Annotated in this window: 23 protein-coding genes and 2 pseudogenes; 13 read left to right on the forward strand and 12 right to left on the reverse strand. The window is 50.4% G+C overall.

Annotation, left to right across the window (positions count from 1 at the left end; translation table 11 throughout):
* Positions 1-23: 23 nt before the first annotated feature.
* The 6 genes from galE (at position 24) to ACNT1W_RS10110 (ending at position 5,523) form a co-directional block, all read left to right on the forward strand.
* On the forward strand, positions 24-1,037 hold the full coding sequence (gene galE, locus ACNT1W_RS10085) for a UDP-glucose 4-epimerase GalE (protein WP_419246733.1): 1,014 nt from the start codon (positions 24-26) through the stop codon (positions 1,035-1,037).
* Between the two features lie 141 nt (positions 1,038-1,178).
* Complete coding sequence (gene rfbB / locus ACNT1W_RS10090; RefSeq protein ID WP_419246734.1) at positions 1,179-2,243, forward strand: dTDP-glucose 4,6-dehydratase; 1,065 nt, start codon at positions 1,179-1,181, stop codon at positions 2,241-2,243.
* A gap of 20 nt (positions 2,244-2,263) precedes the next feature.
* The gene (rfbA, locus tag ACNT1W_RS10095; protein ID WP_261130050.1) at positions 2,264-3,133 is read left to right on the forward strand and encodes a glucose-1-phosphate thymidylyltransferase RfbA; all 870 of its coding nucleotides are present in this window, start codon (positions 2,264-2,266) and stop codon (positions 3,131-3,133) included.
* Position 3,134: 1 nt separating this feature from the next.
* Positions 3,135-3,668, forward strand: coding sequence for a dTDP-4-dehydrorhamnose 3,5-epimerase (rfbC, locus tag ACNT1W_RS10100; RefSeq protein WP_419246735.1), 534 nt, complete (start codon positions 3,135-3,137; stop codon positions 3,666-3,668).
* A complete protein-coding gene (rfbD, locus tag ACNT1W_RS10105; RefSeq protein WP_261130037.1) occupies positions 3,668-4,531 on the forward strand; it encodes a dTDP-4-dehydrorhamnose reductase in 864 nt (287 codons plus the stop codon). Before rfbC (ACNT1W_RS10100) ends, rfbD (ACNT1W_RS10105) begins: the two co-directional genes overlap by 1 nt.
* A gap of 128 nt (positions 4,532-4,659) precedes the next feature.
* Positions 4,660-5,523, forward strand: coding sequence for a glycosyl transferase (locus ACNT1W_RS10110; RefSeq protein ID WP_419246736.1), 864 nt, complete (start codon positions 4,660-4,662; stop codon positions 5,521-5,523).
* A gap of 610 nt (positions 5,524-6,133) precedes the next feature.
* Here ACNT1W_RS10110 and ACNT1W_RS10115 read toward each other — a convergent pair.
* Positions 6,134-7,625: pseudogene (locus ACNT1W_RS10115) on the reverse strand (IS3 family transposase).
* Positions 7,626-7,684: 59 nt separating this feature from the next.
* Here ACNT1W_RS10115 and ACNT1W_RS10120 point away from each other — a divergent pair.
* From ACNT1W_RS10120 to rfbD (ACNT1W_RS10145), 6 genes and pseudogenes are all read left to right on the forward strand, one after another.
* Positions 7,685-7,879, forward strand: a pseudogene (locus ACNT1W_RS10120) (UDP-glucose 4-epimerase); the annotation flags it as partial.
* Positions 7,880-8,380: 501 nt separating this feature from the next.
* Positions 8,381-9,418, forward strand: coding sequence for a UDP-N-acetylglucosamine--undecaprenyl-phosphate N-acetylglucosaminephosphotransferase (wecA, locus tag ACNT1W_RS10125; RefSeq protein ID WP_419246737.1), 1,038 nt, complete (start codon positions 8,381-8,383; stop codon positions 9,416-9,418).
* 750 nt (positions 9,419-10,168) lie between these two features.
* On the forward strand, positions 10,169-11,233 hold the full coding sequence (rffG, locus tag ACNT1W_RS10130) for a dTDP-glucose 4,6-dehydratase (protein WP_413477377.1): 1,065 nt from the start codon (positions 10,169-10,171) through the stop codon (positions 11,231-11,233).
* Positions 11,234-11,252: 19 nt separating this feature from the next.
* On the forward strand, positions 11,253-12,122 hold the full coding sequence (rfbA, locus tag ACNT1W_RS10135) for a glucose-1-phosphate thymidylyltransferase RfbA (protein WP_261130019.1): 870 nt from the start codon (positions 11,253-11,255) through the stop codon (positions 12,120-12,122).
* Position 12,123: 1 nt separating this feature from the next.
* A complete protein-coding gene (gene rfbC, locus ACNT1W_RS10140) occupies positions 12,124-12,660 on the forward strand; it encodes a dTDP-4-dehydrorhamnose 3,5-epimerase (protein ID WP_413477376.1) in 537 nt (178 codons plus the stop codon).
* The gene (gene rfbD / locus ACNT1W_RS10145) at positions 12,657-13,514 is read left to right on the forward strand and encodes a dTDP-4-dehydrorhamnose reductase (RefSeq protein ID WP_261130004.1); all 858 of its coding nucleotides are present in this window, start codon (positions 12,657-12,659) and stop codon (positions 13,512-13,514) included. Before rfbC (ACNT1W_RS10140) ends, rfbD (ACNT1W_RS10145) begins: the two co-directional genes overlap by 4 nt.
* A gap of 82 nt (positions 13,515-13,596) precedes the next feature.
* Here rfbD (ACNT1W_RS10145) and ACNT1W_RS10150 read toward each other — a convergent pair whose 3' ends face one another.
* From ACNT1W_RS10150 to ACNT1W_RS10165, 4 genes are read right to left on the reverse strand one after another with little or no spacing between them, the layout of a single operon-like run.
* On the reverse strand, positions 13,597-14,853 hold the full coding sequence (locus ACNT1W_RS10150) for an oligosaccharide flippase family protein (RefSeq protein ID WP_261130001.1): 1,257 nt from the start codon (positions 14,851-14,853) through the stop codon (positions 13,597-13,599).
* Complete coding sequence (locus tag ACNT1W_RS10155; protein WP_261129991.1) at positions 14,846-16,312, reverse strand: hypothetical protein; 1,467 nt, start codon at positions 16,310-16,312, stop codon at positions 14,846-14,848. The genes ACNT1W_RS10150 and ACNT1W_RS10155 overlap by 8 nt, the downstream gene beginning before the upstream one ends.
* A gap of 3 nt (positions 16,313-16,315) precedes the next feature.
* A complete protein-coding gene (locus tag ACNT1W_RS10160; RefSeq protein ID WP_419246738.1) occupies positions 16,316-17,161 on the reverse strand; it encodes a glycosyltransferase in 846 nt (281 codons plus the stop codon).
* Complete coding sequence (locus ACNT1W_RS10165) at positions 17,158-18,090, reverse strand: glycosyltransferase family 2 protein (protein WP_198642267.1); 933 nt, start codon at positions 18,088-18,090, stop codon at positions 17,158-17,160. Before ACNT1W_RS10165 ends, ACNT1W_RS10160 begins: the two co-directional genes overlap by 4 nt.
* Positions 18,091-18,470: 380 nt before the next feature.
* On the opposite strand from ACNT1W_RS10165, the gene gndA reads away from it, so the two are divergent.
* A complete protein-coding gene (gene gndA, locus ACNT1W_RS10170; protein ID WP_012006041.1) occupies positions 18,471-19,877 on the forward strand; it encodes an NADP-dependent phosphogluconate dehydrogenase in 1,407 nt (468 codons plus the stop codon).
* A gap of 72 nt (positions 19,878-19,949) precedes the next feature.
* Here the strand turns inward: gndA and hisIE are convergent, their stop codons facing one another.
* From hisIE to hisD, 7 genes are read right to left on the reverse strand one after another with little or no spacing between them, the layout of a single operon-like run.
* On the reverse strand, positions 19,950-20,564 hold the full coding sequence (hisIE, locus tag ACNT1W_RS10175) for a bifunctional phosphoribosyl-AMP cyclohydrolase/phosphoribosyl-ATP diphosphatase HisIE (protein ID WP_112362351.1): 615 nt from the start codon (positions 20,562-20,564) through the stop codon (positions 19,950-19,952).
* Positions 20,558-21,334 (reverse strand): imidazole glycerol phosphate synthase subunit HisF, encoded by a 777-nt coding sequence (gene hisF / locus ACNT1W_RS10180; RefSeq protein WP_012006043.1) that lies wholly within the window; start codon positions 21,332-21,334, stop codon positions 20,558-20,560. The genes hisIE and hisF overlap by 7 nt, the downstream gene beginning before the upstream one ends.
* Complete coding sequence (gene hisA / locus ACNT1W_RS10185; RefSeq protein ID WP_012006044.1) at positions 21,316-22,053, reverse strand: 1-(5-phosphoribosyl)-5-[(5-phosphoribosylamino)methylideneamino]imidazole-4-carboxamide isomerase; 738 nt, start codon at positions 22,051-22,053, stop codon at positions 21,316-21,318. The genes hisF and hisA overlap by 19 nt, the downstream gene beginning before the upstream one ends.
* A 5-nt stretch (positions 22,054-22,058) precedes the next feature.
* Positions 22,059-22,649, reverse strand: coding sequence for an imidazole glycerol phosphate synthase subunit HisH (gene hisH, locus ACNT1W_RS10190; protein ID WP_012006045.1), 591 nt, complete (start codon positions 22,647-22,649; stop codon positions 22,059-22,061).
* Complete coding sequence (hisB, locus tag ACNT1W_RS10195; protein ID WP_112362349.1) at positions 22,649-23,716, reverse strand: bifunctional histidinol-phosphatase/imidazoleglycerol-phosphate dehydratase HisB; 1,068 nt, start codon at positions 23,714-23,716, stop codon at positions 22,649-22,651. The genes hisH and hisB overlap by 1 nt, the downstream gene beginning before the upstream one ends.
* On the reverse strand, positions 23,713-24,801 hold the full coding sequence (gene hisC, locus ACNT1W_RS10200) for a histidinol-phosphate transaminase (RefSeq protein WP_112362348.1): 1,089 nt from the start codon (positions 24,799-24,801) through the stop codon (positions 23,713-23,715). Before hisC ends, hisB begins: the two co-directional genes overlap by 4 nt.
* On the reverse strand, positions 24,798-26,105 hold the full coding sequence (gene hisD, locus ACNT1W_RS10205; RefSeq protein WP_261422813.1) for a histidinol dehydrogenase: 1,308 nt from the start codon (positions 26,103-26,105) through the stop codon (positions 24,798-24,800). Before hisD ends, hisC begins: the two co-directional genes overlap by 4 nt.
* Between the last annotated feature and the right edge of the window lies 1 nt (position 26,106).

A 26,106-nucleotide genomic window follows, 5' to 3' on the forward strand; every position in this document is an offset into this window, starting at 1 on the left:
TGGTAGGTGTAAATGGAGTTTTCATGGCGATTTTAGTCACTGGCGGTGCTGGTTATATTGGCTCACATACCGTGCTGGCCTTGCTGCAACGTGATGAGGAAGTTGTGGTGTTGGATAATCTGACCAACTCATCTGAAGAATCCCTCCATCGCGTGGAACAACTGACTGGTAAGGCTGCGGTGTTCTATCCTGGAGATGTGCAGGACAGCGAGTGTTTGGGGCGGATTTTTGCAAGCCACAAAATTACTTCTGTCATTCATTTTGCTGGCTTGAAGGCTGTGGGCGAATCGACTCGTAAACCCCTTGAGTACTATCAAAACAATGTCACCGGTACTTTAGTCTTGTTGGAGGAAATGCGCCAAGCAGGGGTGTATCAGTTTATCTTCAGCTCTTCAGCGACTGTATATGGTGCCAACTCCCCGGTGCCCTATGTTGAAACTACCCCGATTGGCGGAACAACCAGCCCTTACGGTACGTCTAAACTGATGGTCGAGCAAATTCTACAGGATTTCGCCAAGGCCGAACCTCAGTTTTCCATCATTGCGTTGCGCTATTTTAATCCAGTAGGTGCTCATGAGTCTGGCTTAATTGGTGAGGATCCAAACGGTATCCCTAACAATCTGCTGCCCTATATTTCCCAGGTTGCTATTGGTAAACTGGAAAAATTAGGGGTGTTTGGCGGTGATTACCCGACTAAAGATGGCACAGGTGTCCGTGATTATATCCATGTAATGGATCTTGCAGAAGGCCATCTGGCAGCAATGGATCAGCTGAACAATACAGAGGGTTTCAAGGCTTATAATTTGGGGGCCGGCGTAGGGTATTCCGTGCTGGAAATGATCGCCGCATTTGAAAAAGCGTCCAACACAACCATCCCATTCCAAATTTTACCACGTAGGGAAGGTGACCTACCTGCTTTTTGGGCTGATGCCGAACTTGCTAAACGCGAATTAAGCTGGGCGGTTCATCGTGATATTGATGTAATGATGCGTGATACTTGGAATTGGCAGAGTAAAAATCCAAACGGTTATCGTTGAATTGCATTAAGTGGCTTCAATAATTGCCGGTGATATTTAGTGTGTTTTGGCGTATCGCCTATTTCAAATGATGAAAATATTCTTCATAAAAGTTTAAAAATATAGTCGACTGTCACTGCTTAGTGTGGTCTAGAGGGGTCTATGAAAATTATAGTTACTGGTGGTGCTGGTTTTATTGGTTCAGCGGTTGCCCGGCATATCATTAATGACACAAATGACCATATTTTGGTGTTGGATAGTTTGACTTATGCCGGAAACCCAGAATCCTTGGTGAGTATTACAGGCAATGAACGCTATTCATTTGAACAGGTGGATATTTGTAACCGCCAAGAGCTGGATCGCGTATTTTTCACTTTTAAACCCGATGCTATAATGCATCTGGCAGCCGAAAGTCATGTTGATCGTTCTATTGATGGCCCTGCCGCATTTATTGAAACGAATATTGTTGGTACTTATACTTTACTTGAGGCGGCGCGTCAATATTGGTCAGGCTTAGATGCTCAGGCGAAGCAAGGCTTCCGTTTTCATCATATATCAACAGATGAAGTTTATGGTGACCTGCATGGCATCGACGATTTATTTACTGAAACAACACCTTATTCTCCAAGCAGCCCATATTCGGCGTCGAAAGCCGCCAGTGATCATTTAGTTCGAGCTTGGTTGCGTACTTATGGCTTGCCAACAATCGTCACCAACTGCTCTAACAACTATGGACCGTACCATTTCCCTGAAAAGCTGATTCCACTCATCATATTGAATGCTTTAGAAGGGAAGCCATTACCGGTATATGGCAATGGTGCTCAGGTTAGAGATTGGCTATATGTTGAGGATCACGCCCGTGCTCTATATACGGTGATGACGAAAGGTGTTGTGGGAGAGACTTATAATATCGGTGGCCACAACGAACGCCAAAATATTGAGGTGGTTCAAAGTATTTGTCGTCTTTTGGATGAGTTGGCGCCAGAAAAACCTGCGGGAGTCGTTAAATACGAAACATTGATAACTTATGTTGCCGACCGACCAGGCCATGATATGCGCTATGCCATTGATGCTACGAAGATTGAAGAAGAACTGGGCTGGGCACCAGAGGAAACGTTTGAGAGCGGTATACGCAAAACGGTTGAGTGGTATCTGGCAAATGAACAGTGGTGGAGCCGCGTAAAAGATGGTTCTTATGCAGGTGAACGTTTGGGGTTGACTAGCTAAACAATTTTAAGGAATTAACAATGAAAGGTATTGTTTTGGCTGGCGGATCAGGTACACGCCTATATCCGATTACGCGTGGCGTATCCAAGCAGCTGTTGCCTATTTATGACAAACCGATGGTATATTATCCAATTTCGGTGCTGATGCTTGCGGGGATCAGGGACATTCTGTTGATTACTACCCCGGAGGACTTACCATCGTTCAAGCGCTTATTGGGGGACGGTAGCAGTTTCGGTATAAATTTAAGCTATGAGGTACAACCCAATCCGGACGGGCTGGCACAGGCATTCATTATTGGTGAAGAATTTATCAATGGAGATCGCTGCGCATTGGTATTGGGCGATAATATCTACTTTGGTCAAAGCTTTGGCAAAAAGTTGGAGAACGTTGCTGAGCGCCCTGAAGGTGCTACCGTGTTCGGTTACCAGGTTATGGATCCCGAACGTTTTGGTGTTGTGGAGTTTGATGAGAATTTCCGGGCTTTGTCGCTGGAAGAAAAACCGGCAGCGCCTAAATCCAATTGGGCAGTAACCGGTCTCTATTTCTATGATAGCGATGTGGTTGAAATGGCTAAGCAAGTTAAACCGTCTTCCCGCGGCGAGTTAGAAATTACTACGCTGAACCAAATGTATTTGGAGCGGGGGAAACTTAACGTTGAGATTTTGGGACGTGGTTTCGCTTGGTTGGACACTGGAACTCACGATAGTCTGATTGAGGCTGCCCAATTTATTCATACTATTGAGCATCGACAGGGATTCAAGATCGCTTGTTTAGAAGAATTAGCTTACCGCAAAGGTTGGCTAACACGGGAACAGGTGGCAGAAGAAGCTCGCCGCCTCAGTAAAACGCAATATGGTCAATATTTAACTCAGCTACTGGTGGAGAAATAACATGCAAGTCACCAATACCCGCATTGACGGTGTAAAAATCATTCAACCGAAAGTCTTTGGCGATGCGCGTGGGTTCTTTCTGGAAACGTTTGAAAAAAAACGTTATCAGGAAATGTTAAATATTGACTTGGATTTCGTACAAGACAACCACTCGCGTTCCTCAAAAGGCGTTTTGAGAGGCTTGCATTTTCAAAAGCAGAACCCGCAGGGCAAACTGGTGCGTGTAGTCCGTGGTGAGGTCTTTGATGTTGTAGTAGATATCCGCAAGGGGTCACCAACCTACGGTGCTTGGGAAGGAGTTGTACTGTCGGAAGAAAATAAAACCCAGTTTTGGGTTCCGCCAGGCTTAGCACATGGTTTTGTAGTTCTATCTGAGACGGCTGATTTCGAATATAAGTGCACAGATTATTATAACCCGGTTCATGAAGATTGTTTATTATGGAACGATCCTGCCATCGGCATTGAGTGGCCCATCGAAAATCCATTATTGTCTGAGAAGGATAAGATCGGGAAGCTGCTTGAGGATCTCGCATAATGAAAGTTCTACTCACTGGTGCAAGAGGGCAATTGGGAAGTTGTTTCCAGGATCGTCTTCCTGAGGGATGGCATGTTTGGGCTACAGATTCCGATGTTCTGGATATTACCGACTTTGAGACAGTGAGGCGTGCTGTGCTCGAGTACCAACCTGACTTTGTTGTGAATGCAGCGGCATTCACTGCAGTTGATAAAGCAGAAGCTGAGCATGAAATTTCCACGCTGATTAATGAAGTAGGGCCAAAAAACCTGGCTCAAGCAGCGAACGAGGTTGGTGCTCGTTTGGTACATATCTCGACTGATTATGTGTTCGATGGCGAAGCCAGTACACCCTATATTGAAACAGCGTTAACTAATCCTCTCGGAGTGTATGGTAAGACAAAACTGGGTGGTGAAATTGGTGTTCTTAATATTCAACCTGAGGCCTTGATTATTCGTACAGCTTGGGTTTTCAGCGAATACGGTAATAATTTTGTTAAAACAATGCTGAGGTTGGCAAAAGATCGCGATGCGCTGGGGGTGGTTTCCGATCAGTTTGGGTGTCCTACATATGCAGGGGATATCGCACAAGCAATAATTATACTCCTGCAGAGAGAATCAGACGGTGGAATTTATCATTTTTGCGGTGATGAAATAGTTTCTTGGAACGAATTTGCGGAGGTTATCTTTGCATCTGCATTACGGCAGGGGGTGTTAGCCAAAAAACCGATAGTAAATGGTATCACCACAGAACAGTACCCTACGCCGGCCAAACGACCAAAGTATTCTGTCCTTGATTGTGAAAAAATAAAGAGTCAAGGTGTAACTCTTTCCTTATGGAAACAACGCGTCGATGACGTTATTTCTGTTTGTCACAGTGAATAGCGAACCAAGAACTAAAAATATATTCTAATATAAAAACCGTTTGCTACTTCCTTAGAGTAGTTATAAACGGTTTTTTGTTGAACACTCACCGTTGGTTGTTGCGTGTGTTCTGCTTCAGAGGGGCTGTAATGAGATATGATAATGCGATAGTTGTGGTTGTTTATAATAAAAATATAGAGGATTCAATTACTTTAAATACTCTGGTGGAGTATGACTTCCTTAATAGTAAGCTTGTCATTCACAATAATGGACCAAAGAGTATCTCCTTAGTTGGTGATGTGGCAAGAAGATTAAACGATAAATTTAAAGAGGTGGAATTAATTAACTGCTTATCCAATTCTCCATTGAGCATATTGTATAATGAATTTATTAATAATAACCGCAATGCCAAGCAATTTATTATATTAGATGATGATTCTACAATTACCAATGAGTTCGTGCGAGCAATAAACGCTAACGAAGCTGATATGGAGTTGCCGCGTATTATATCTCGTACTGATCATGTTACTTACTATCCCATTGAGGCGAAAAAAGTCGTCACTGTCGATCGTGAGCTCGATCCTAGAACCTCATTTTCGATCGGTTCGGGTTTGGTTATTCATCATTCTTTGGTCGAAAAATTTCATAAGCACAATGTAAGTCTATTCGATGAAAACTATGCATTGTATGGTGTTGATGTAAGTATTTTTCGCAGAATTTATCAGTTAATGGATAAAGGTGAGCGTTTTAAAATAAAAACCTCTTCACACCTCAAACATTCACTTTCCCGCACTGAAGGGAAGGAAAGTCCATTCCGAATAAAAGAACGCCTTATTGATACTGCAATCACAACAAGAAGATATCCAACGTTGCGGATGCATGTTCATCTTTTGAAGAGGATTTTAATTAATCTTGCCAGTTTTAAATTAGATAATGTTTTATCAACCATTAAAGCATATTTATCTGGAATGCACCCTCGGTGTAAGTCTATATCCTCTCGTCGTCGCTCTTGAATGGGAAAGTATTCTTCAGGACGGTTGTTTGGTTGTCTGTTAATAACGTGATTATTATGCTCTCTATTTAACCTGTCCTGTCGATTGACTGATTTATACTCCTTATTTAAATTTTCCTTCCGCCTGAATTCATAGTTAATTATCCAAGAGAATAAATACCATACTAAAATGTTACGTGATGTTTTGATAAAATATACGATGTATAACCTGTCATTTCTTATGCTAAGAAAGATTGAGCAGGCACAATTGGAGGTAACAGTTGATACCATCATCTAGCAGCTAAACCCGCGTATCTGTATGGATGTTTTGTCTATTAGTGCTACTCTACGCCGTTTGATTGACTGCTCCGCTTGGCTTTAATTTAAGAGCCATAGGGTAGCATACAGCTAGCTTCATCTGCGGCGGTGCGGCTATCACGGCATCGTTGATTTAAGCATCATACATGGGTGAGTTTTAAATGATTGTACATGGCACGAGAGTTGCGGGTGTTAAGTTGATAGAGCCAAAAGTTTGGTTCATCACGTATTAGCGTGAACTAATGGAAAACGGCAGTCATAACGTTTAGATTTGTATTCGATAAGTGTCAATGAAGTTGTCACCCCAAGTTAATTTATGCAGCCTGTTTTTCCCGTTCAGGATTGAGCATGATGACATCCTTCCGTTGCCAGTTTCGGGTCGGCCCTGACCACCGTTTGGGTTCACGCTCCTGGCCGCTTGATACAGCGTATCACGTCGAGCGAGTAACTCTCTGTCTTCACCCGTATGCCGTTGCTCGGGCGTCACATAACCTATGCCACGGTGTCGGCTCTCTTGATTATACCAACGGATAATTTATCGACCCAGACCCGTGCCTCCTCCACGTTTTTAAAGCCCAAAGACGGCCACTGAGGCACATATTTCAACGTGCGGAACAACGACTCCACATACGAATTATCATTGCTCACCCTCGGTCTGCTGTGTGAAGGGGAGATATTCAACTCGACCAGTTTGGCCTGCAGGGTTTGTGACTTCATCGCCGCCCCATTATCCGCATGCAGCACCAGAGGATGACGATAACAACGCTCATGCAGCACTGTTCGTTGCATCAGTGCTGCGGCCAACTCTCCACTCTCGGTTTCGTGGACTTCTGCACCGGTGATTTTCGGCTGAACACATTCTCCACCAGGTGCAGATAGTACCAACGGCCCCGCACCACCGAAGGCAACCACGTGATGTCCCAGGTCCACACCTGGCAGGGCCCGGAGGCGGCGAACGTCGTCAGCGGTTTCACCCGGCTTGGTCGGAGACTGCGTCCACGCTGATGAACCTCCCCATGCCGACGCAGAACGCGATAAAGGGTCGATTCACTCGCCAGATAAATGCCTTGATCCGCCAGTCGCGGTACGATTTGGGATGGCGGCAGGCTGGCATACTCTGACTGATGGCAGACAGCCCGTATTTGCTGCTCTTCCCTGCGGGGCAGGGCGAACCGCATCCGTCCTACGGTCTTCCGGCGATGTTTGCCAGCGTTGCCAGGTACGCACACGGAGGTTAACTTCACGACAGGCCACTGCCCGCCGTGCGCCTGCGGCCACCACTTCATTTATCCACTGGATAAACTGTTGGCGGTCATCACCCGACGTCACTCGTCCTCGTCCGTTTCCCCGTAATAGTCCTTGAGTTTTTTTCGTAATACCAGGATCACTGCCGCCTCCGCCAAGACCTTTTCTTTGCGCAGCAGTTCCTTTTTCAACTGTTTGTTTTCTTTTTGAACGAGCTTGAGTTCGTTTTGTCATCGCCGGAAGACACCTGCAAGAAGGCCTGTTTCCACTGGGTTATCTGAGCAGGATAGAGTCCCTTTTACGACAATATTCGGCGATTTGTGCCTCACCCAACATGGCAGTTTCCACGATAACAGCCAGCAGCGCTTCGGTAGGCCACTGTTCACTGTTTTTATCTGCACCTGGCACCGGTTTTCCCTCTGCTTTAGCCTGATTGCGCCAATTATAGAGAGTAGCTTCCGATATCCCTTCCATCTGTGCAACCGCGGCGACGGTCATGTTGTAAGGGGGAAGCAGTTTTGCCAACACGCTGGCTTTATGTTCTGAAGAAATGCGTTTCATTTGTCACTTCGTTGCCCTCGGAATTAATTTCAGAAGGGGTGACAACTATCCTGACACTGAGGGCTTTTGAAAAAGTATCAGGTGTAAAAATACCGTATCAGATCTTACCGCGCCGTGATGGAGATCTAGCCGCTTTCTGGGCTGACGCGAATCTTGCCCGTGAGGACCTGGGTTGGGAAGTGCGGCGCGGTATCGATGAAATGATGCGCGATACCTGGAATTGGCAGAAAAAGAACCCGAAAGGTTACCGGTAGCACACCGCATTTATTGATATTACCGTGCTGGCAGGTGCGGTAATGGCTTACATACTTCATTTTTTCTTTCCCAAAAGCCCCCCTTTTCATTGCGCGGGCAATAATTTTCAATGAGTCTATTGGGTTTTCATTGGTTCTGGATGTAGGGCTTTACACTCGGATGTGCAAGCAGGTATAAACACAAAATGTTTTTGAACAGCTAAACATTTTAAGTCTAACAAGCACATCTAACTCAATTGTCCGCAGCGGCCTGCGGCCCGATCAATGTTTGTCTCGTTGTATCTTTGTTTAGACAAACTTACGCTATTTTGTCAGTATACTGATAGCGTGCGTTGATTGTGGATAATCAGAATAATCTTGGCTAATTGTTGTAGCAGAGAACGTAGTCTGTCATATCGATGGCTATGTAACGACATAGAAGTTCGACATTTTTTAGTCTCTGTCTGCGGAAAAGCTCGTGTCTGGTAGAGCAGCAGGAAAAGTACTAGGGGTATTTGATATATGCAAGAAATTGTGGCCGTTTTTTTCAGTGCGCTTGCCGTTCTTTTTATGGCGAGGAAGGTCGCAAGGAGGGTTGGGCTAGTCGACAAACCCAATAGTCGAAAACTTCATCAAGGTCATATCCCTTTGGTTGGCGGGGTTTCTGTCTATCTATCACTTTGGATCCTTTACTTGATGCAACCGGCCTGGTTGCCGGACTTCACTCTTTATATGGTCTGCGCCACATTGCTATTGGCTATTGGAGTGCTCGACGATCGTTATGATTTACCGGTATGGCCCAGGGTTGCGCTACAAGCTGCAATCGCTGTATTGATGATCTGTAACGGATTGTACCTAAAAAGTTTTGGCGAGATCTTTTTCGGACACGAACTTTTTCTAGGGATAGGTGGCACTGTTATTACGGTACTTGCAATATGGGGAGCAATTAACGCCTTCAATATGGTTGATGGGGTTGATGGCTTGCTAGGAGCCTTGTCCTGTGTGACTTTTTGCGCATTAACTGTGGTGTTCTATATTCACGGTAATACTGACATGGCTTTGTGGTGTTTATGCCTCATGGTCTCGTGCCTACCCTATCTCTTACTTAATTTGGGTGTGATCTGGGGGCGCAAGTTCAAGGTGTTTATGGGGGATGCCGGTAGTACTTTGATAGGTTTTACCGTTATCTGGGTGCTGATTTTGGGAAGTCAGGGGGAGAACAGAGCTATGGAACCGGTAACTGCCCTCTGGTTGATTGCCATACCATTAATGGATATGGTCAGGGTCATGATTAGCCGCATTAGATGTGGAAATAATCCCTTTAAACCTGATCGTCAACATTTGCATCATATTCTGATGCGTGCAGGCAGCTCTGCTCACGGAACTGTCATGATTATGGCATTTTTGGCAACTCTTCTGGCGACCGTTGGTATTGTTGGAGAAATGTTGCATGTTCCTGCAGTGATTTCACTACTCTTCTTTATTTGTGTATTCATTCTTTATTGCCTGACTATCACTTTACTTGCCCAAGCTCGTGCTGGTGGCGTTTATTTGAAGTAGTTTGAATAAAACGCCAGCCGCGTTCATTTTGTTGTTAGGCATTGTGTTCTCTTAACAGAATGAAAAAGCAATGTCAGCCGGAAGCCAAACGCCAGGTCGAAAACGTTCAGAAAAATGCCAGACTGCTGACAAACCTTAAAACAAGACTGGAATGTCAGCGTTCTCTAACGAGAAAATCAAGGAAAGTCAATTTTTTTTGATTTTCGGCTGTTCACCACAAAGAGGGGAAAAAACATGCTTTTCCCCCTCTTTGTCAACCGTCTCACGCGGCCTTGCTTTTACCCGATGTTGCGGATGCATATTCATCTCTTTAAAATATGTTACTAACATGTGTGCTTTTTATCTTGTGCACGAGCAATGGGCACAGGCTTAAGTGAGGCGCTGTTTTTCGCATTATTTCTCTACCGATAAAAGGTTCTCCGGGGATACATCTATTTTTCAGCAAGAGGCTTTTGCCTGTCGTTCCAGCGGGCGCGGGCTGACGGCGGTATTTTGACGCGTTTGACGGTAGGCTTTTTGTAAGGATAGATGTCTGGAGGTTCATGGGGCCTGCTTAGTGAAGATGTAGCGAGGGCGGCTCATCCTTAGTATGATGTTCAATATTAGGTGATTGCTCCAGAAAGATAATATTGCCTGTCAGCTCACTGTGTTATCGCGGAATCTTACGCACAGCGCCAGGTACCTCTGTGGACGGTAGTAGCTGGTGCTAAAATTTTTTTCACAAAGTTAAGGTGTTGTTTAGAGGGGTTTATGAGAATTATTGTTACCGGTGGTGCAGGCTTTATTGGGTCGGCTGTCGCACGACATATCATTAATGATACCAATGACCATATTCTTGTGCTGGATAGCCTGACCTATGCAGGTAATCTTGAGTCATTAACAGCGATCGCCGGCAGTGATCGTTATACGTTTGAGCAGGTAGATATTTGTAATCGTCCGGAGCTGGACCGCGTGTTCGCCGAGTTCAAACCGGATGCCGTGATGCACCTTGCGGCGGAAAGTCATGTCGACCGCTCTATTGATGGCCCAGCAGCATTCATCGAAACCAACATTGTCGGCACCTATACGTTGCTCGAAGCAGCCCGTCAGCATTGGCAAACGCTGGGTGAAGTAGAGAGGAAAGCCTTCCGCTTCCATCATATTTCTACCGATGAAGTGTACGGTGATCTGCACGGTACCGACGATCTGTTCACGGAAACGACCCCTTACGCGCCGAGCAGTCCTTACTCTGCCTCTAAGGCGTCCAGCGATCATCTGGTGCGCGCCTGGCTACGCACCTACGGCTTCCCAACCATAGTGACCAACTGTTCAAACAACTACGGGCCATATCACTTCCCGGAGAAACTGATCCCTCTGACCATCCTAAATGCGTTGGACGGTAAGACACTACCTGTTTATGGCAATGGCTCTCAGGTGCGCGATTGGCTGTATGTTGAGGATCACGCCCGTGCGCTGTACAAAGTGGTGACCAAGGGGGAAGTGGGTGAAACCTACAACATTGGTGGTCATAACGAGCGCAAGAATATCGATGTGGTGCGCACTATTTGCCGCCTGTTGGATGAGTTGGTGCCGAACAAGCCGGGTAATCTGAGCAAGTATGAAGATCTGATCACTTTCGTGACCGATCGTCCTGGTCATGACATGCGATATGCGATTGACGCTTCAAAAATTGACGCGGAACTGGGCTGGAAGCCGCAAGAGACTTTCGAGAGTGGCATCCGTAAAACCGTCGAATGGTACCTGGCTAATGAGGCCTGGTGGAGCCGTGTGAAAGACGGTTCTTACGCTGGCGAACGCCTGGGTCTAGCCCGTTAATTAATATTAAGGCATTGAAATGAAAGGTATTATTTTGGCTGGTGGTTCAGGCTCACGCCTTTACCCTATCACCCGCGGCGTGTCCAAGCAACTGCTGCCGATCTACGATAAGCCAATGGTGTATTATCCGTTGTCGGTGCTTATGCTGGCCGGCATCCGCGACATTTTGATTATCACTACCCCAGAAGATATGCCCGCCTTCCAGCGCCTGCTAGGTGATGGCAGCCGCTTTGGCATTTCACTGAGCTATGAAATCCAGCCGAGCCCGGATGGCTTGGCACAGGCGTTCATTATTGGTGAAGAGTTCATCAATGGCGACAGTTGTGCACTGGTGCTGGGAGACAATATCTACTTCGGCCAGAGTTTTGGTAAGAAACTGGAGTCTGTGGCTGAACGCAACCAGGGGGCAACGGTTTTCGGTTACCAGGTGATGGATCCGGAACGCTTTGGCGTGGTGGAGTTTGACGAGAATTTCCGCGCACTGTCGCTGGAGGAAAAGCCAGCGGTACCGAAGTCCAACTGGGCAGTTACCGGGCTGTATTTCTACGACAGTGATGTCGTGGAGATGGCGAAACAGGTAAAACCGTCGCCGCGCGGCGAGTTGGAAATCACCACGCTGAACCAGATGTACCTGGATAAAGGCGCACTCAATGTTGAGCTGCTGGGGCGCGGCTTTGCCTGGCTGGACACCGGTACTCACGACAGCCTGATTGAGGCTTCGCAGTTTATTCACACTATCGAAAAACGTCAGGGCTTCAAGGTGGCCTGCCTGGAGGAGATCGCCTACCGCAAGGGGTGGCTGAACCGTGAACAGGTCGCAGCCGAAGCCAAATTACTGGGCAAGACGCTGTATGGTCAATATCTGTCGCACCTGGTTATGGAGAAATAACATGCAAGTCACAGAGACTAAAATCGACGGTGTGAAAATCATTCAGCCCAAGGTATTTGGCGATACCCGTGGTTTCTTTCTGGAAACCTTTGAGAAGACGCGTTATCAGCAGATGCTGGGTATTGATTTGGATTTCGTCCAGGACAACCATTCCCGTTCGTCGCGCGGCGTGCTGCGTGGCTTGCATTTTCAGAAGGTTAATCCGCAGGGCAAGCTGGTACGTGTCGTCCGCGGTGAAGTTTTCGATGTTGTTGTCGATATTCGTCCTGACTCGCCGACGTACGGTGTCTGGGATGGGGTGCTCCTGTCCGAGGAAAACAAAACCCAGTTTTGGGTGCCGCCTGGCCTGGCCCACGGCTTTGTGGTGCTTTCTGACATTGCCGATTTTGAATACAAGTGCACGGATTATTACAATCCGGCGCATGAAGGTTGTCTGCTGTGGAACGATCCGCAGGTCGGCATCGAATGGCCGATTGATAATCCGCTGTTGTCGGAGAAAGACAAGGTCGGCAAACTGTTCCGGGAGCTGGTGCAATGAAAGTGCTGTTAACCGGTTCGAGAGGGCAGTTGGGTAGCTGTTTTTGCGATCGCCTGCCGGCGGGGTGGGAGATGCTGGCCACCGACAGTGACAGTCTGGATATCACCGATTTGGCCAAGGTGAAGCAGGTGGTTGCCGAATACCGGCCTGACGCGATAGTGAATACGGCGGCATATACCGCCGTTGATAAGGCGGAAACCGAGGGCGAACTGGCGGCGCGGATCAACGAACAGGGCCCTAAAAACCTGGCGGAGGCCGCGGCAGCGGCGGGCTGTCGTCTGATCCATGTTTCTACCGACTATGTTTTCGACGGTCAGGCGAAGGTTCCATACCGCGAAGCGGATGTGACCAACCCGTTGGGCGCTTACGGTAAAACCAAGCTTGATGGGGAGATCGCGGTCGCCAGCACCCATCCTGATGCGATCATCATCCGCACTGCGTGGGTGTTTAGCGAGTACGGCAATAACTTTGTCAAAACTATGCTGCGGCTGGCTAAAGATCGCGATGTGCTGGGCATTGTCGCCGATCAACGCGGTTGCCCGACCTACGCGGGCGACATTGCGCAGGCGATTATAGACCTGTTGCAGCGTCAGGCAGAAGGTGGGGTTTATCATTTCTGCGGCGACAAGGAAGTGACCTGGAGTGAGTTTGCCGAAGCGATTTTTGCTGCGGCTATGGCCGAAGGTCTTCTGGAGAGGTCGCCACAGGTAAATGGTATAACGACCGAACAGTACCCTACGCCGGCCAAACGCCCGGCCTACTCGAGCCTGGACTGTGAGAAAATCAAAGCATGTCAGGTTGTGCCTTCAGATTGGCGGCAGGCGTTGAAAAACATTATGCCGGCTCTGGGCTAAGCCGCACTGGTTTCAATGGCCTATACGGCAAAAAGCGAGCATCTCCCAGAGAGATGCTCGCTTTTTTTATATGCTTTAACGATCAAGAAGCGCAGCTAATCAGTTTTTCTCTTTTGAATATTCTCATGCTCATATAAACAATCAGCAACGTCGCCAGAAGTTCGGTAAAAATTAATGAGTAAGAGGCTCCCATCGTGCCAAAGAACTTGGTCAGGAAATAGATGTGCAGGCAGTGCGTCGCGGAGCAGAAAATATAGATCCTCTGTAAGACCTTATCGTGGCTATTCGCCAACAGATAAAGCTGCGCCAATACTATGGCCGGCGGAATGATCAACAGCATGACGGACAATACCGCCAGGATCGGTGCTGCGGCAATGAATGCTTCACCAAACAGCAGGGTGATGATAGGCGTGGAGAAGAGATTCAGCACCAGGAAGGCGCCTATGCCGAACACGAAACTGGCGGCTAAAACCAGCTTAATGATTTTGTTCCGCTTGACTATCTGTTCCGTGCGGTAGCTGCATATGATTGGATAGGCGGCCTGGCATAATGGCGCCATAACCGCAAGACCGGAACGAACCAGCCTCTCCGCTGCGCCGTACAAACCTGCAGCCAGCGGCCCGGAAATGATGCCCAGAAGGATGGTATTACTGGCCGCATACACCATAGTGATGGAGTTAGCGACAAATACCGGCCAGCCTTCCTTTAGATTTGCGGTAATTTCTGACGGGGAGAATCGCGGCAGGCCGATGCGGTAGCGCCGAAAAACCCACAGCAGCATGATGAGTGCAGCCAGAAAGTTAGGAAATACCAGCAGCAGAACCGAGCTGTAGGGGGTCATGGGGAAACAGAGGAAGATCGCCAGCGTTGCTATCCTGGCGAATAATGTGATTAATGCTCCCGCGGCGGTTTTGCCCACGCCCTGTAATAGCCAGTAAGGGGAGAGCATGGAGGCGACGATCAGCAAAGCGGAGAGAACCATATAGCCGCTCAGCTGAGACAGTTTCTCCCAACCCAGGGTCATCAGCGTCATCGCCGCCAACGCGCAGGCGGCCAGGATCACTTTCGAGAAGGTGATGCTATAAAAGCTTTCACCTATGCCATGGTGGTTTTCCATTTTCGAGACTCTTCGCACCGCCGAAAAGTTAAAGCCGTAATCGACAAAAATGGAAAAATAAAACGCGACCATATAGCAGAACAGAATATTACCAAATTCACTGACGCCGATGTTCCTTCCCACCAGAGGGAAAACCAGCAGAGGGAATATAAAATTTCCTCCCTGCACCAGCAGTAACGAAATGTAGTTTTTAACCAACGGCTGATTAAGATACTTAATCATGAACTATTGCCTTGATCCCGTGCTGTGGTTTGGCCAAATGGAGTTTTGCCAACCAGTCTCTGCTCATAAATGCTTTGAACAGCAAGAGCAGGAGGACGTTAACTATGACGGTTGAGTAATAGAAATGGTTGTCAAAAATCATGAATAGCATGGCCATACAGAAATAACTGTAGAGCAGGGTGTTGGCCAGGGTTTTCCTTTGCTGCACGCGCTGATACAGCGCCATGCCGACCCAGGTAAATACCAGCATGAAACCGGCGATGCCATAGACGCCAAAGTCCATATAAGGTTTCTGCATAAATGTCATGATATTGATCCAGTCATAGCCGCCCATTTTAACCAAATCCAGCGTTTCTTCCGGCATGAAATATTTGCTGGCGAAGCGGAAGGTCCCGGTCATCAACATGCGGCCATCTCTGAAATCGTGGGTCTTATCCAGATAAATAACCATTTTGTTAAAGGCGTGCATCTCCGTGCTCAGGTTGATCCAGATGGACATCATCTGAGGTGGCAGCTTCATGCTGGGCTTAAAGTCCTTTACCGTCTGATGCTGCTGTGAGGCGGTATTTGGGCTGTTATAAATGGCCTCATAATACTGCATGCCGGTCTGCGCCTTTTCCGCTGCGGCAGGCTGTTGGTTTTGAACGTAAATTTGGGTTCGAATCAACGGCATACTGATCATCAACAGTACGACGGAGACCAGCGTGATCACGCCTGTTGTCAGCAGGGCAGATTTATTCTCTTTGGCGACATAGTATTGAATCAGCACGTAGAACAGGCTGGTAATTACGGGAACAAAGATATTTATCCTGCCGCCAAGCAGCATCAGCAAACCCAAATATGCGGCGCTGAAAAGCAGATAGCCGTACTTTCTCGACTCAGTCACGTAGATGGTGTTGAAAATAATAAAGAAAGTAGGGATAACCATCAGCGTCATCAAATAGTTGCTGATCACTTTAGGCATAATATTCGCGCGTGCGTTATCGTCGAATAAAGGAATGCTGCCGATTTTATGAATGGCATACCAATAAAGGAACGCTTCGACCACGACACAGATCACGTTGGACCAGAACAGCGTTCGCGCGGAAATGCCGGCGCGGATGGTCGTATCGCGGTTGAGGGCAATGCGTCCGCGCCGCAGGATAAAGGCGGCAACGACAATATAGAAGCAGGCAATGACGGCAAACAATGCCATCCAGGTCGACTGGCTAAAGTCATCCTGTTCAATGAGCGTCAACTTCGCCTGGCTGCAACCAATCATCAACAGGAACATGCTCATGAAGATCGAAGCCGGGTTGTAAATGTTCTTGAAAAAATAGGTGAAGAACACAAAGTTCGCTACGGCGGCGACGGCAAAGCTTTTACTTACCCCGTTGACGGGAAGCCAAAGAATGCCTGCCAGACAAACAATTCCAAAGACGGCTAGCGTTAATCGCCCCAAGAGCCCGTTATTACCCATTTGCTACTTTTCCTCGCCCTGTTTTTTCAGCCGTGGTAGCTGCTTTATGCATTTTTTATTCACACCCCGGCGCTCCGCATCAAAAAACCAACCCCATTTATTGAAATAGGTGATTGCCGAACGGATGTGATAACTCATCAACTTCAGATTTTTGTACGATCCTTTGGCAAAGGCATGCGTCACCGTCGCTTCCGAACAAAACATCGGTTTTTCATATTGCAGCACTTTGCGGCACAGATCGACATCTTCAAGATACATAAAGTAACGTGAATCAAAACCTTGCAGCTGTTTCAGCAGTGCCGACTCCACGAACATAAAGCAGCCGGAAATGGTCGGCGCAAAAAAGTTCTTATTGTAGTCGGCGTTTTGCAGTTCGTAGTTTTCATCGAGGTACTTTGATAAAAATGGCATAAAGCGACGCAGGATCAGATGAGCGGGCGTCGGCAGCAAACGGCAGACACGCTGCTCTTCACCGCTTGGATAAATAATTTTTGGTGCAATAAAGCGGTGGCCGCCACTTTCGGCGAAGTTATATAAACTCGTCACCGTGCCTGGCTCAAAAGCAATGTCTGGATTACAGATAATGAAATACTTGCATTTATCCAAGTACTTATCCATAGCCTGATTATGGCCGTGGCCATAGCCGCCATTGACGGCTGACTTGATATAAGCAATGCGTGGGTTGTTTAAATTGCTTGCCCATTCGCTGCTGGCATTGTCAACCAGCACTATGGTTTCTATTAATGGCTCCGCTAACAGCGAGTCGATAGTGGGTTGGATATCCCCTTGTTTGTGTTTATACAAGACAATGGAAGCGACAATGGGCATTTTTTCTTCAATAGCACTCATTTTGAGCTAAGTCCGTCTTTAACCGCACGGCACCAGGTTGCCAGATGCGTTTTTTTGTTCGGTTGTGTAGCGATCAGTAATAATTGATGGATGGCGTTAAAAACGTTTTCGCGTATTTTCATTAATGGCGGAATGTGTTTCATCCTTGCCAGGAACAGCCCGTTGCGCAGCCGGTAGTATCGGCGGAAAGCCGAATGCATAGGGACATGCCAGACCAGTACTTTCATCGCTCTGTCGCCGATGGCATGCGACATCTTGGCCGAGGTTGCCGCATAAATTTTGTAACCTTTGGCAACGGCGCGCAGACACCATTCGGTATCAACGTAGTCGATAAACAATGACTCGTCCATATATCCCACGTCGAGCAATACCGCCATGGGAATCAGTGATCCCGAGGAGATGATCATGCTGACTTCAAATGGCGCCGTCTGGAGTTGCGGGAGTACTTTGGTGCGCCAGCCCAGCTTGTTTACCCGGATTAAAGGGTAATGGAAACCATAGCGTGAGTCAGTAAAGATGGGGCCGATAGCGGCGACTTGCTCGGTTGCAGAGACCTGGTAGTAATCTTGGAGCAAGCCGGTTATAAAGTTTTCGTCGATGTGGCTGTCTTGATCGAAAAACACGATCAGTTCGGCGTCATGCACCGTGCGGGCATGTTCAACGCCGATATTTTGCGCTTTCGCAATGCCGACGTTTTCGCACAGGCGTACGACTGTGGCCAGCCGAGAGAGTTCCTCAACAACGGATGGCTCCAGTGAGCCGTTATCAACCAGAACGCTGGGAACCTGCTGACGCTTAAGTTCTTCTATTAAGGTGGTGAGATTGCCCAGTTCCGGATGATAAGAGATGATCACTGCTGCGATTTTGTGGTTGTTGATATTTTCATCGACGGTCGCAGAAGTATGGCTAATGGCTTGATGCTCAGACACTACATTCTCCAATAAAATACAATATCAATGCCTGCATGGCTCTTACCCTTGGGACAAAACTCACAGCATTAATTAATGCCCCCAATTTTAGCAGCCGTGAGGAATCGCGCAATCAGGAAACATCTAAATTGTCGATAAACCTTATTCTAAAAAAAATCCCTCCAATTCATTGAATTTAATTGGGTAATTATTTCCATCCAAATGGTGTTCTACTCCTGGGGTGTGGTTTTCTCACTTTTTTGCCAAAGATCCGGTTCGACGAGTTGCCTATCGCACCAATCACTACCCACGCGGCAGCTTCCTGAGTTAACATGTGTGCCACATCACAAACCTGTTGGCCACAGTTGTTAACAGGGTCATCCTCAGACAGGAGTTCTTCAATGTCCAAGCAACAAATCGGCGTTGTCGGCATGGCGGTAATGGGCCGCAATCTGGCACTGAACATCGAAAGCCGTGGTTACACCGTTTCGATCTTTAACCGTTCAGGCGATAAAACTGATGAAGTTATTGCCGAGAATCCAGGTAAAAACCTGGTGCCGCACTACACCGTCGAAGAGTTCGTTGAATCGCTGGAAAAACCACGCCGCATCTTGCTGATGGTGAAAGCGGGTGAAGCGACTGACAAGACCATTGCTTCCCTGACTCCGCACCTGGATAAAGGTGACATCCTGATCGACGGTGGCAACACCTACTATCAGGACACCATCCGTCGTAACCGCGAACTGTCTGATCAAGGCTTCAACTTCATCGGTACCGGTGTTTCCGGTGGTGAAGAGGGCGCGCTGAAAGGGCCTTCAATCATGCCTGGCGGTCAGAAAGAAGCTTACGAGCTGGTGGCGCCAATCCTGAAGAAAATCGCTGCGGTAGCGGAAGGCGAGCCTTGCGTGACCTATATCGGTGCTGACGGTGCCGGTCACTATGTGAAGATGGTACACAACGGTATCGAGTACGGCGACATGCAGCTGATCGCAGAAGCTTACTCCCTGTTGAAACAGGCGTTGAATCTGAGCAACGAACAGCTGGCTGAAACCTTCGCCGAGTGGAACAAAGGCGAACTGAACAGCTACCTGATCGACATCACCAAAGATATCTTCACCAAGAAAGATGAAGAAGGTAAATACCTGGTTGATGTGATCCTGGACGAAGCTGCCAACAAAGGCACCGGCAAATGGACCAGCCAGAGCTCTCTGGATCTGGGCGAGCCGCTGTCACTGATCACTGAGTCAGTGTTCGCTCGCTACCTGTCCTCACTGAAAGACCAGCGTGTGGCAGCATCTAAAGTGCTGACCGGTCCTAAGGCGACGCCAGTGAGCGGTGACAAAGCTGAATTTATTGAGAAAGTGCGCCGTGCACTGTACCTGGGCAAAATCGTTTCTTATGCGCAGGGCTTCTCTCAATTGAAGGCCGCTTCCAAAGAAAACAACTGGGATCTGCACTACGGCGATATTGCCAAGATCTTCCGCGCCGGCTGTATCATCCGCGCACAGTTCCTGCAGAAAATCACCGACGCTTATGCACACGACGCGGATATCGCTAACCTGCTGCTGGCGCCATACTTCAAGCAGATTGCTGATGAATACCAGCAGGCGCTGCGTGACGTGGTGTCCTACGCGGTGCAAAACGGCATCCCTACGCCGACCTTCTCTGCAGCGATTGCCTACTACGACAGCTACCGTTCAGCGGTTCTGCCTGCCAACCTGATCCAGGCGCAGCGCGACTACTTCGGTGCTCACACCTACAAACGTATCGACAAAGAAGGCGTATTCCATACCGAATGGATGGAATAATCCCGACGTTTGAAGTATAAAAAAGCCGCCGAGGTTTACGCCCGGCGGCTTTTTTTTGCCTGAAAAACAGGGTTATTTCTGGTGCCGCTCGCGCAACCGGCCAATCACTTTGCTCAAGTCCAAATCCTGATCCTGCAGCAACACCAACAGGTGATAAATCAGATCAGAAGCTTCGTTGGTCAATTCTTCGCGGTCATTCACCGTGGCGGCCAGTGCGGTCTCCACGCCTTCTTCCCCGACTTTCTGCGCGATACGCTTGGTGCCACTGGCGTACAGGCTGGCAGTGTAAGAGCTGTCAGGGCTGGCCGTCTTACGTTCTGCCAGCAGTTGCTCCAGCTGATACAGAAAACCCCAATCGCTGCTGGCCGGGTGGAAGCAACTGGTGTTACCCAGGTGGCAGGTAGGGCCGATAGGATTGGCCAGAATCAACAGCGTGTCGTTGTCGCAATCCGGGGTGATGCTGACTACGTTAAGGAAGTGGCCAGAGCTTTCGCCCTTGGTCCACAGGCGCTGTTTGGTGCGTGAGAAAAAGGTGACCTTGCCGCTCTGTTCGGTCACGGCCAGCGCTTCCTGATTCATATAGCCGAGCATCAGCACTTCGCCGGATACGGCATGCTGGACGATTACCGGTAGCAGGTGGTCAGTTTTTTCCCAGTCCAGCAGGTTTCTTTGTTGTTCTGTTAACACAGGCGGATCTCCACACCTTGTTCGGACAAGAACCTTTTCAGGTCACCGATATTAATGATTTGTTTGTGGAACACCGAAGCGGCCAGTGCGCCATCGACATCGACATCGCGGAAGGCTTCCAGGAAGTGTTCCATGGTGCCTGCGCCGCCGGAGGCGATCAATGGCACTTTGCACACCTCACGCACCAGGCGTAGCTGTTCCAAATCGTAGCCGTTACGCACGCCGTCCTGATTCATCATATTCAGCACAATTTCGCCGGCGCCGCGTTTCTGCACTTCTTTCACCCAATCCAGGGTTTCCCACTCTGTGACGCGGGTGCGGCTTTCGTCTCCGGTGTACTGGTTAACGTGATACTTGCCGGTTTCGGCTTCGAACCAGGTATCAATACCCACCACAATGCACTGTACGCCAAAGCGATCCGCCAGGCGGCTAATCAGCGTCGGATCGGCCAGCGCCGGGGAGTTGATGGAAATCTTGTCGGCGCCGAAAGAGAGGATCTGGCTGGCGTCTTCCGGGCTTTTAATCCCGCCGGCGACGCAGAAGGGGATATCAATCACCTCTGCCACGCGTGATACCCAGCTTTTATCTACCACCCGGCCATCGCTTGACGCGGTGATATCGTAAAACACCAGTTCGTCTGCGCCTTCCTGCGCATAGCGCTGCGCCAGCGGCACGATATCACCGATAATTTCATGGTTGCGGAACTGCACGCCTTTCACTACCTGCCCGTCTTTAACATCCAGGCACGGGATTATCCGTTTTGCCAGCATGCGATCGCCTCCTCAACGCTAAACTTACCTTCCAGCAGGGCACGCCCCACAATCACACCCTCAACGCCACTGCCGCGCAACTGGGCGATATCATCCAGATTGCCGATACCGCCAGAGGCCTGGAAGGCGATCTGCGGGTATCGTTGGCTGATTTCCTGATACAGCGCCACGTTGGAACCGGCCAATGTCCCGTCACGGGAAATATCGGTGCACAGCACGTGTTTGAGGCCATAAGGCAAGAACTGCTCAACCACCTGTTCCAGCGTGGCATCCGAGTTTTCCTGCCAGCCGCTGATCGCCACGCGTTTGGTGCCGTCTGCGTCAATGCGCACGTCCAGCGCCAGTACCATGGCATCGGCGCCATAGCGTTCGAACCAGCCCTGTACCAGCTGCGGCTGTTTTACCGCGGTGGAGCCGATCACCACGCGGGTTGCGCCGGCCTCCAGCAGGGCAGCGACGTCCTGCTCATTGCGAATACCGCCGCCAACCTGTACCGGTACGTTAACTCCCGCCAGCAGCTTGCGCAGCAGGGGGATTTGGCGCGCGGTCGGGTCTTTCGCGCCGGTCAGGTCGACCAGATGCAGTACCTGTGCGCCCTGTTGCTGATAGTCCTGCAGGCGTAACAATGGATCGTTACCGTAGTCGCGCTGCTGGCCGTAATCGCCCTGATGCAGACGCACTACGTTGCCGTCGATCAAATCCAAAGCCGGAATAATCATGCTGCCTACATCTCCAGAAAGTTTTTCAACAGTTGCGCACCGGCCGCGCCAGATCGCTCTGGATGAAACTGCACGCCGAAGAAATTGTCTTTTTGCACGGCGGCGGTGAAGGGCTCGCCGTAATTCGCCTGGGCGATGGTGCTTGGGCATATCGGCATCGCATAGCTGTGAACGAAGTAGAAGTAGGCACCGTCTTCGATGCCGCGGAACAGGTGATGACCCGCCTGCGCAGACACCTGATTCCAGCCCATGTGCGGCAGCGGCAGGCCGAAGTCGGTCATCTGGGTTACCGGAGTATCGATAATGCCCAGCGTGTCGATGCCGCCGTTCTCTTCGCTGCTTTTTGCCAGCAACTGCATGCCGAGGCAAATCCCCAGCACCGGTTGAGTACAGGCCTTGATCAACTCAATCAGCTCGCGCTGTTCCAGTTGATCCATCGCCGCCTGCGCGGTACCCACGCCTGGCAGAAAAAGCTTGTCGGCGCGCAGTACGATCTCCGGGTCACGGCTCACTTCCGGGCGGTAGCCCAAACGCTGCACCGCGTAGGTGACGGAGGCCAGGTTAGCGCAGCCGGTGTCCAGAATCACCACGTCCATCACAGCACTCCTTTCGAGCTCGGGAGGGTGTTGCCCTCAACGCGGATCGCCTGGCGCAGCGTGCGGCCAAACACTTTGAACAGGCTTTCGACACGGTGGTGGTCGTTTTTGCCCTTGGTTTTCAGGTGCAGGGTGCAGCCCATGGTGTAGGACAGCGAACGGAAGAAGTGCTCGACCATTTCGGTGCTCAGATCGCCGACGCGCTGATAGTTGAATTCCGCTTTGTATTCCAGGTGCGGGCGGCCGGAAATATCCAGCGCACAGCGTGCCAGGCACTCGTCCATCGGCAGCACAAAGCCGAAACGTGCGATGCCGCGTTTGTCGCCCAGTGCCTTGTTCAGCGCTTCACCGAGCGCCAGGCCGGTGTCTTCCACCGTGTGGTGATCGTCGATATACAGATCGCCTTTGACGTTGATATCCATGCGGAAGCCGCCGTGGGTGGCAATCTGATCCAGCATGTGATCGAAGAAGCCCACGCCGGTCTTGATCTTGCTGCCGCCTTCGCGATCCAGCCAGACGTTGACGTCAATCTGCGTTTCCTTGGTCACGCGGTTAACCTGTGCATGACGATCGCGCTGGGTCAGTTGGCGAGTAATTTCTTTCCAACCCAGAGCGCCACGCTGATAACGCAACCCCTGAATACCCATATTCTCAGCTAGTTGCACGTCGGTCGGACGATCGCCGATCACGTAGCTGTGAACGGTATCCATTACGCCGGGTTCCAGATAGCCTTTGACCAGCGCGGTCTTCGGCTTGCGGCAGTCACAGTTGTCCGCCGGCAGGTGCGGGCAGATCAGAATATCTTCAAAATGAATACCCTGTGAGCTGAGGATTTGCATCATCAGGTTATGCGGCGGATCGAAGGTTTCCTGTGGGAAACTGGCGGTGCCGAGGCCATCCTGGTTGGTGATCATCACCAGTTGATAACCCGCCTGCTGCAGCTCCAGCAGACAAGGGATCACGTCCGGCTCCAGCGCCAGTTTATCCAGGCGGTCGACCTGGAAATCTTCTGGTGGTTCAGCAATCAGCGTGCCGTCACGGTCAATAAAGAGGAATTTCTGGCTCACATTGGCTCCTGGCGAGTCTTGGTTGCACCGGGCAGGGCAGACAGCGCATCAACCACGCGCTGGCATTCTTCACGGGTGCCTATGGTGATGCGCAGGCAGCCGGATAACCCCGGTTGTTTATTTTGGTCTCTTAAGATGATGCCCTGATCCCACAGGGTTTTAAACACATTACTGGAGGCAGTGAATCGTGCCAGCAGGTAATTGCTGTCGCTGGTGAAAACCTGTTCAACGCAGGCGCAGTTTTGCAGCGCCTGCAGCAGCCAACTGCGGTTGGCAGCAATCTCGGTAACCCGTTGGCGCATGATGCGGATCCCCTCGGTGCTGAGCGCCTGAGCGGCGATATCGGCGACCGGAGTGGAGAGCGGGTAAGGGGCGATCACCTTCAGCAGCAGAGCGATTAAATCTTCGTTGCCGAGGGTAAAACCGCAGCGCAGCCCAGCCAGTGCAAAGGCCTTGGACAGGGTGCGCAAGATAGCCAGGTGCGGGTAGTCATTTAGCCAGCCGGCGACGCTTGCCTGTGGGCAGAATTCAATATAGGCCTCGTCGACCGCAACGATCGCCTTGCCCTTGGCCATTTCCAGCAGGCTGCGCAGATCGTTGGCATCGATCAGGTTACCCGTCGGGTTGTTGGGGCTGCAGACGTAAATCAGTTTTACGTTGTCCAGGCTGTCGGCGATGGCCGGCAAATCCAGCTGCCAGTCCTGTTTGGCCGCCACGGTACGACGCTCCACGCCAAAGGTTTCGGCGCTGACGGCATACATACCGTAGGTCGGCGGGCAGAACAGGATGGCGTCTTTTCCCGGCTCGCAGAATGCACGGATCAGCAGTTCGATACCTTCGTCTGCCCCACGGCTGACCAGCACCTGTTCCTTTTTAACCCCGGCGTACTCGGCGTAGCGTTCGATCACCAGTGCCGGTTGGCACTCCGGGTAACGGTTAAAGGTTTGAGCGGTCAGTTGGAACTCTGGGGCGATCGGGTATTCGTTGGCGTTCAGCCAAACGTCGCCGTTGCCACCCAGGCGGCGTGCCGACTGATAAGGGGTCAGATCGCGAACGTTGGCGCGTGCCAGATTTTCAATGCTCATGCTTGCTCCTTCAGGGCGGCAACGCGCAGGGTCACGGCGTTTTTGTGGGCAATCAACTGCTCGGCGGCGGCCAGGGTTTCAATGGTGGCGGCCAGATTCATAAAGCCCTGCGGCGTCAGCTCTTGTACCGTCATGCGTTTTTGGAAGTCCGCCAGCCCCAAACTGGAGCAGGTGGCGGTGTAACCATAGGTTGGCAGCACGTGGTTGGTGCCGGACGCATAGTCACCGGCAGACTCCGGTGACCAGTCGCCAAGAAACACCGAACCGGCGCTGGTGATGCTGTCGACCAGAGCGCGGGCGTCGCGGGTCTGAATAATCAGGTGTTCCGGGCCATACTGATTGCTGATGGCCACGCACTCGGCCAAATCTTTGGTGACAATCAGTCGGCTACTGGCCAGCGCCTGACGTGCAGTTTCGGCGCGGGGTAATTGTGCCAGTTGCTGTTCTACGGCATCGCGTACCGCCTGCGCCATCGCGGCGTCCGGCGTCAACAAAATCACCTGCGAGTCCGGGCCGTGCTCCGCCTGTGACAGCAGATCCGAGGCGACGAATGCCGGAGTGGCACCGGCGTCGGCGATCACCAGCACTTCGGAAGGGCCGGCCGGCATATCGATGGCGGCGCCGTCCAGTCGTTGGCTGATCTGGCGTTTGGCTTCGGTGACAAAGGCATTGCCCGGCCCGAAGATTTTTGCCACGCGCGGTACCGAGTCGGTACCGAATGCCATAGCGGCGATCGCCTGCGCACCGCCAACCTGAAACACCTCTTCCACTCCACACAGTTGCGCGGCATACAGTATCTCATCGGCAATCGGCGGCGGTGAACACAGCACTACGCGGCGGCAACCGGCGATGCGTGCCGGTGTCGCCAGCATCAACACCGTAGAAAACAGCGGGGCAGAACCGCCGGGAATATACAGCCCAACCGAGTCGATCGGGCGGGTTACCTGCTGACAACGCACACCCGGCTGGGTTTCCACATCGACCGGCGGCAGTTTTTGCGCATTGTGGAAGGTTTCCACGTTGGCGACTGCAATTGCCATTGCCTGCTTGATCTCATCACCCAGACGCGCGCTGGCAGCCGTTATTTGCTCTGCGGTGACGCGCAGTGCGCCAACTTCGGTTTTATCAAATTTGGCGCTGTATTCGCGCAGCGCCTGATCGCCATTGGCCTTCACGTGGTCGAGGATTTCGCTCACCGTGCGGCTGATGCTGTCCGAGGCGGAGATCGCCGGACGCATCAGCAGTGCCGTGCGCTGTTCGGCGCTGCAGTCTGCCCAGTTGACCAGAGTATTGAAGTTCGACATG

Origin of the sequence: Serratia sp. NFX21 (assembly GCF_048517035.1) — a bacterium.
Lineage (GTDB): Bacteria > Pseudomonadota > Gammaproteobacteria > Enterobacterales > Enterobacteriaceae > Serratia > Serratia quinivorans.

What these genes read in the sequence shown, in the direction of transcription:
- galE (WP_419246733.1), top strand. Translation starts at nt 24, where the DNA reads ATGGCGATTTTAGTCACTGGCGGTGCTGGTTATATTGGCTCACATACC.
- rfbB (WP_419246734.1), top strand. Translation starts at nt 1,179, where the DNA reads ATGAAAATTATAGTTACTGGTGGTGCTGGTTTTATTGGTTCAGCGGTT.
- rfbA (WP_261130050.1), top strand. Translation starts at nt 2,264, where the DNA reads ATGAAAGGTATTGTTTTGGCTGGCGGATCAGGTACACGCCTATATCCG.
- rfbC (WP_419246735.1), top strand. Translation starts at nt 3,135, where the DNA reads ATGCAAGTCACCAATACCCGCATTGACGGTGTAAAAATCATTCAACCG.
- rfbD (WP_261130037.1), top strand. Translation starts at nt 3,668, where the DNA reads ATGAAAGTTCTACTCACTGGTGCAAGAGGGCAATTGGGAAGTTGTTTC.
- ACNT1W_RS10110 (WP_419246736.1), top strand. Translation starts at nt 4,660, where the DNA reads ATGAGATATGATAATGCGATAGTTGTGGTTGTTTATAATAAAAATATA.
- wecA (WP_419246737.1), top strand. Translation starts at nt 8,381, where the DNA reads ATGCAAGAAATTGTGGCCGTTTTTTTCAGTGCGCTTGCCGTTCTTTTT.
- rffG (WP_413477377.1), top strand. Translation starts at nt 10,169, where the DNA reads ATGAGAATTATTGTTACCGGTGGTGCAGGCTTTATTGGGTCGGCTGTC.
- rfbA (WP_261130019.1), top strand. Translation starts at nt 11,253, where the DNA reads ATGAAAGGTATTATTTTGGCTGGTGGTTCAGGCTCACGCCTTTACCCT.
- rfbC (WP_413477376.1), top strand. Translation starts at nt 12,124, where the DNA reads ATGCAAGTCACAGAGACTAAAATCGACGGTGTGAAAATCATTCAGCCC.
- rfbD (WP_261130004.1), top strand. Translation starts at nt 12,657, where the DNA reads ATGAAAGTGCTGTTAACCGGTTCGAGAGGGCAGTTGGGTAGCTGTTTT.
- ACNT1W_RS10150 (WP_261130001.1), bottom strand. Translation starts at nt 14,853, where the DNA reads ATGATTAAGTATCTTAATCAGCCGTTGGTTAAAAACTACATTTCGTTA.
- ACNT1W_RS10155 (WP_261129991.1), bottom strand. Translation starts at nt 16,312, where the DNA reads ATGGGTAATAACGGGCTCTTGGGGCGATTAACGCTAGCCGTCTTTGGA.
- ACNT1W_RS10160 (WP_419246738.1), bottom strand. Translation starts at nt 17,161, where the DNA reads ATGAGTGCTATTGAAGAAAAAATGCCCATTGTCGCTTCCATTGTCTTG.
- gndA (WP_012006041.1), top strand. Translation starts at nt 18,471, where the DNA reads ATGTCCAAGCAACAAATCGGCGTTGTCGGCATGGCGGTAATGGGCCGC.
- hisF (WP_012006043.1), bottom strand. Translation starts at nt 21,334, where the DNA reads ATGCTGGCAAAACGGATAATCCCGTGCCTGGATGTTAAAGACGGGCAG.
- hisA (WP_012006044.1), bottom strand. Translation starts at nt 22,053, where the DNA reads ATGATTATTCCGGCTTTGGATTTGATCGACGGCAACGTAGTGCGTCTG.
- hisH (WP_012006045.1), bottom strand. Translation starts at nt 22,649, where the DNA reads ATGGACGTGGTGATTCTGGACACCGGCTGCGCTAACCTGGCCTCCGTC.
- hisC (WP_112362348.1), bottom strand. Translation starts at nt 24,801, where the DNA reads ATGAGCATTGAAAATCTGGCACGCGCCAACGTTCGCGATCTGACCCCT.
- hisD (WP_261422813.1), bottom strand. Translation starts at nt 26,105, where the DNA reads ATGTCGAACTTCAATACTCTGGTCAACTGGGCAGACTGCAGCGCCGAA.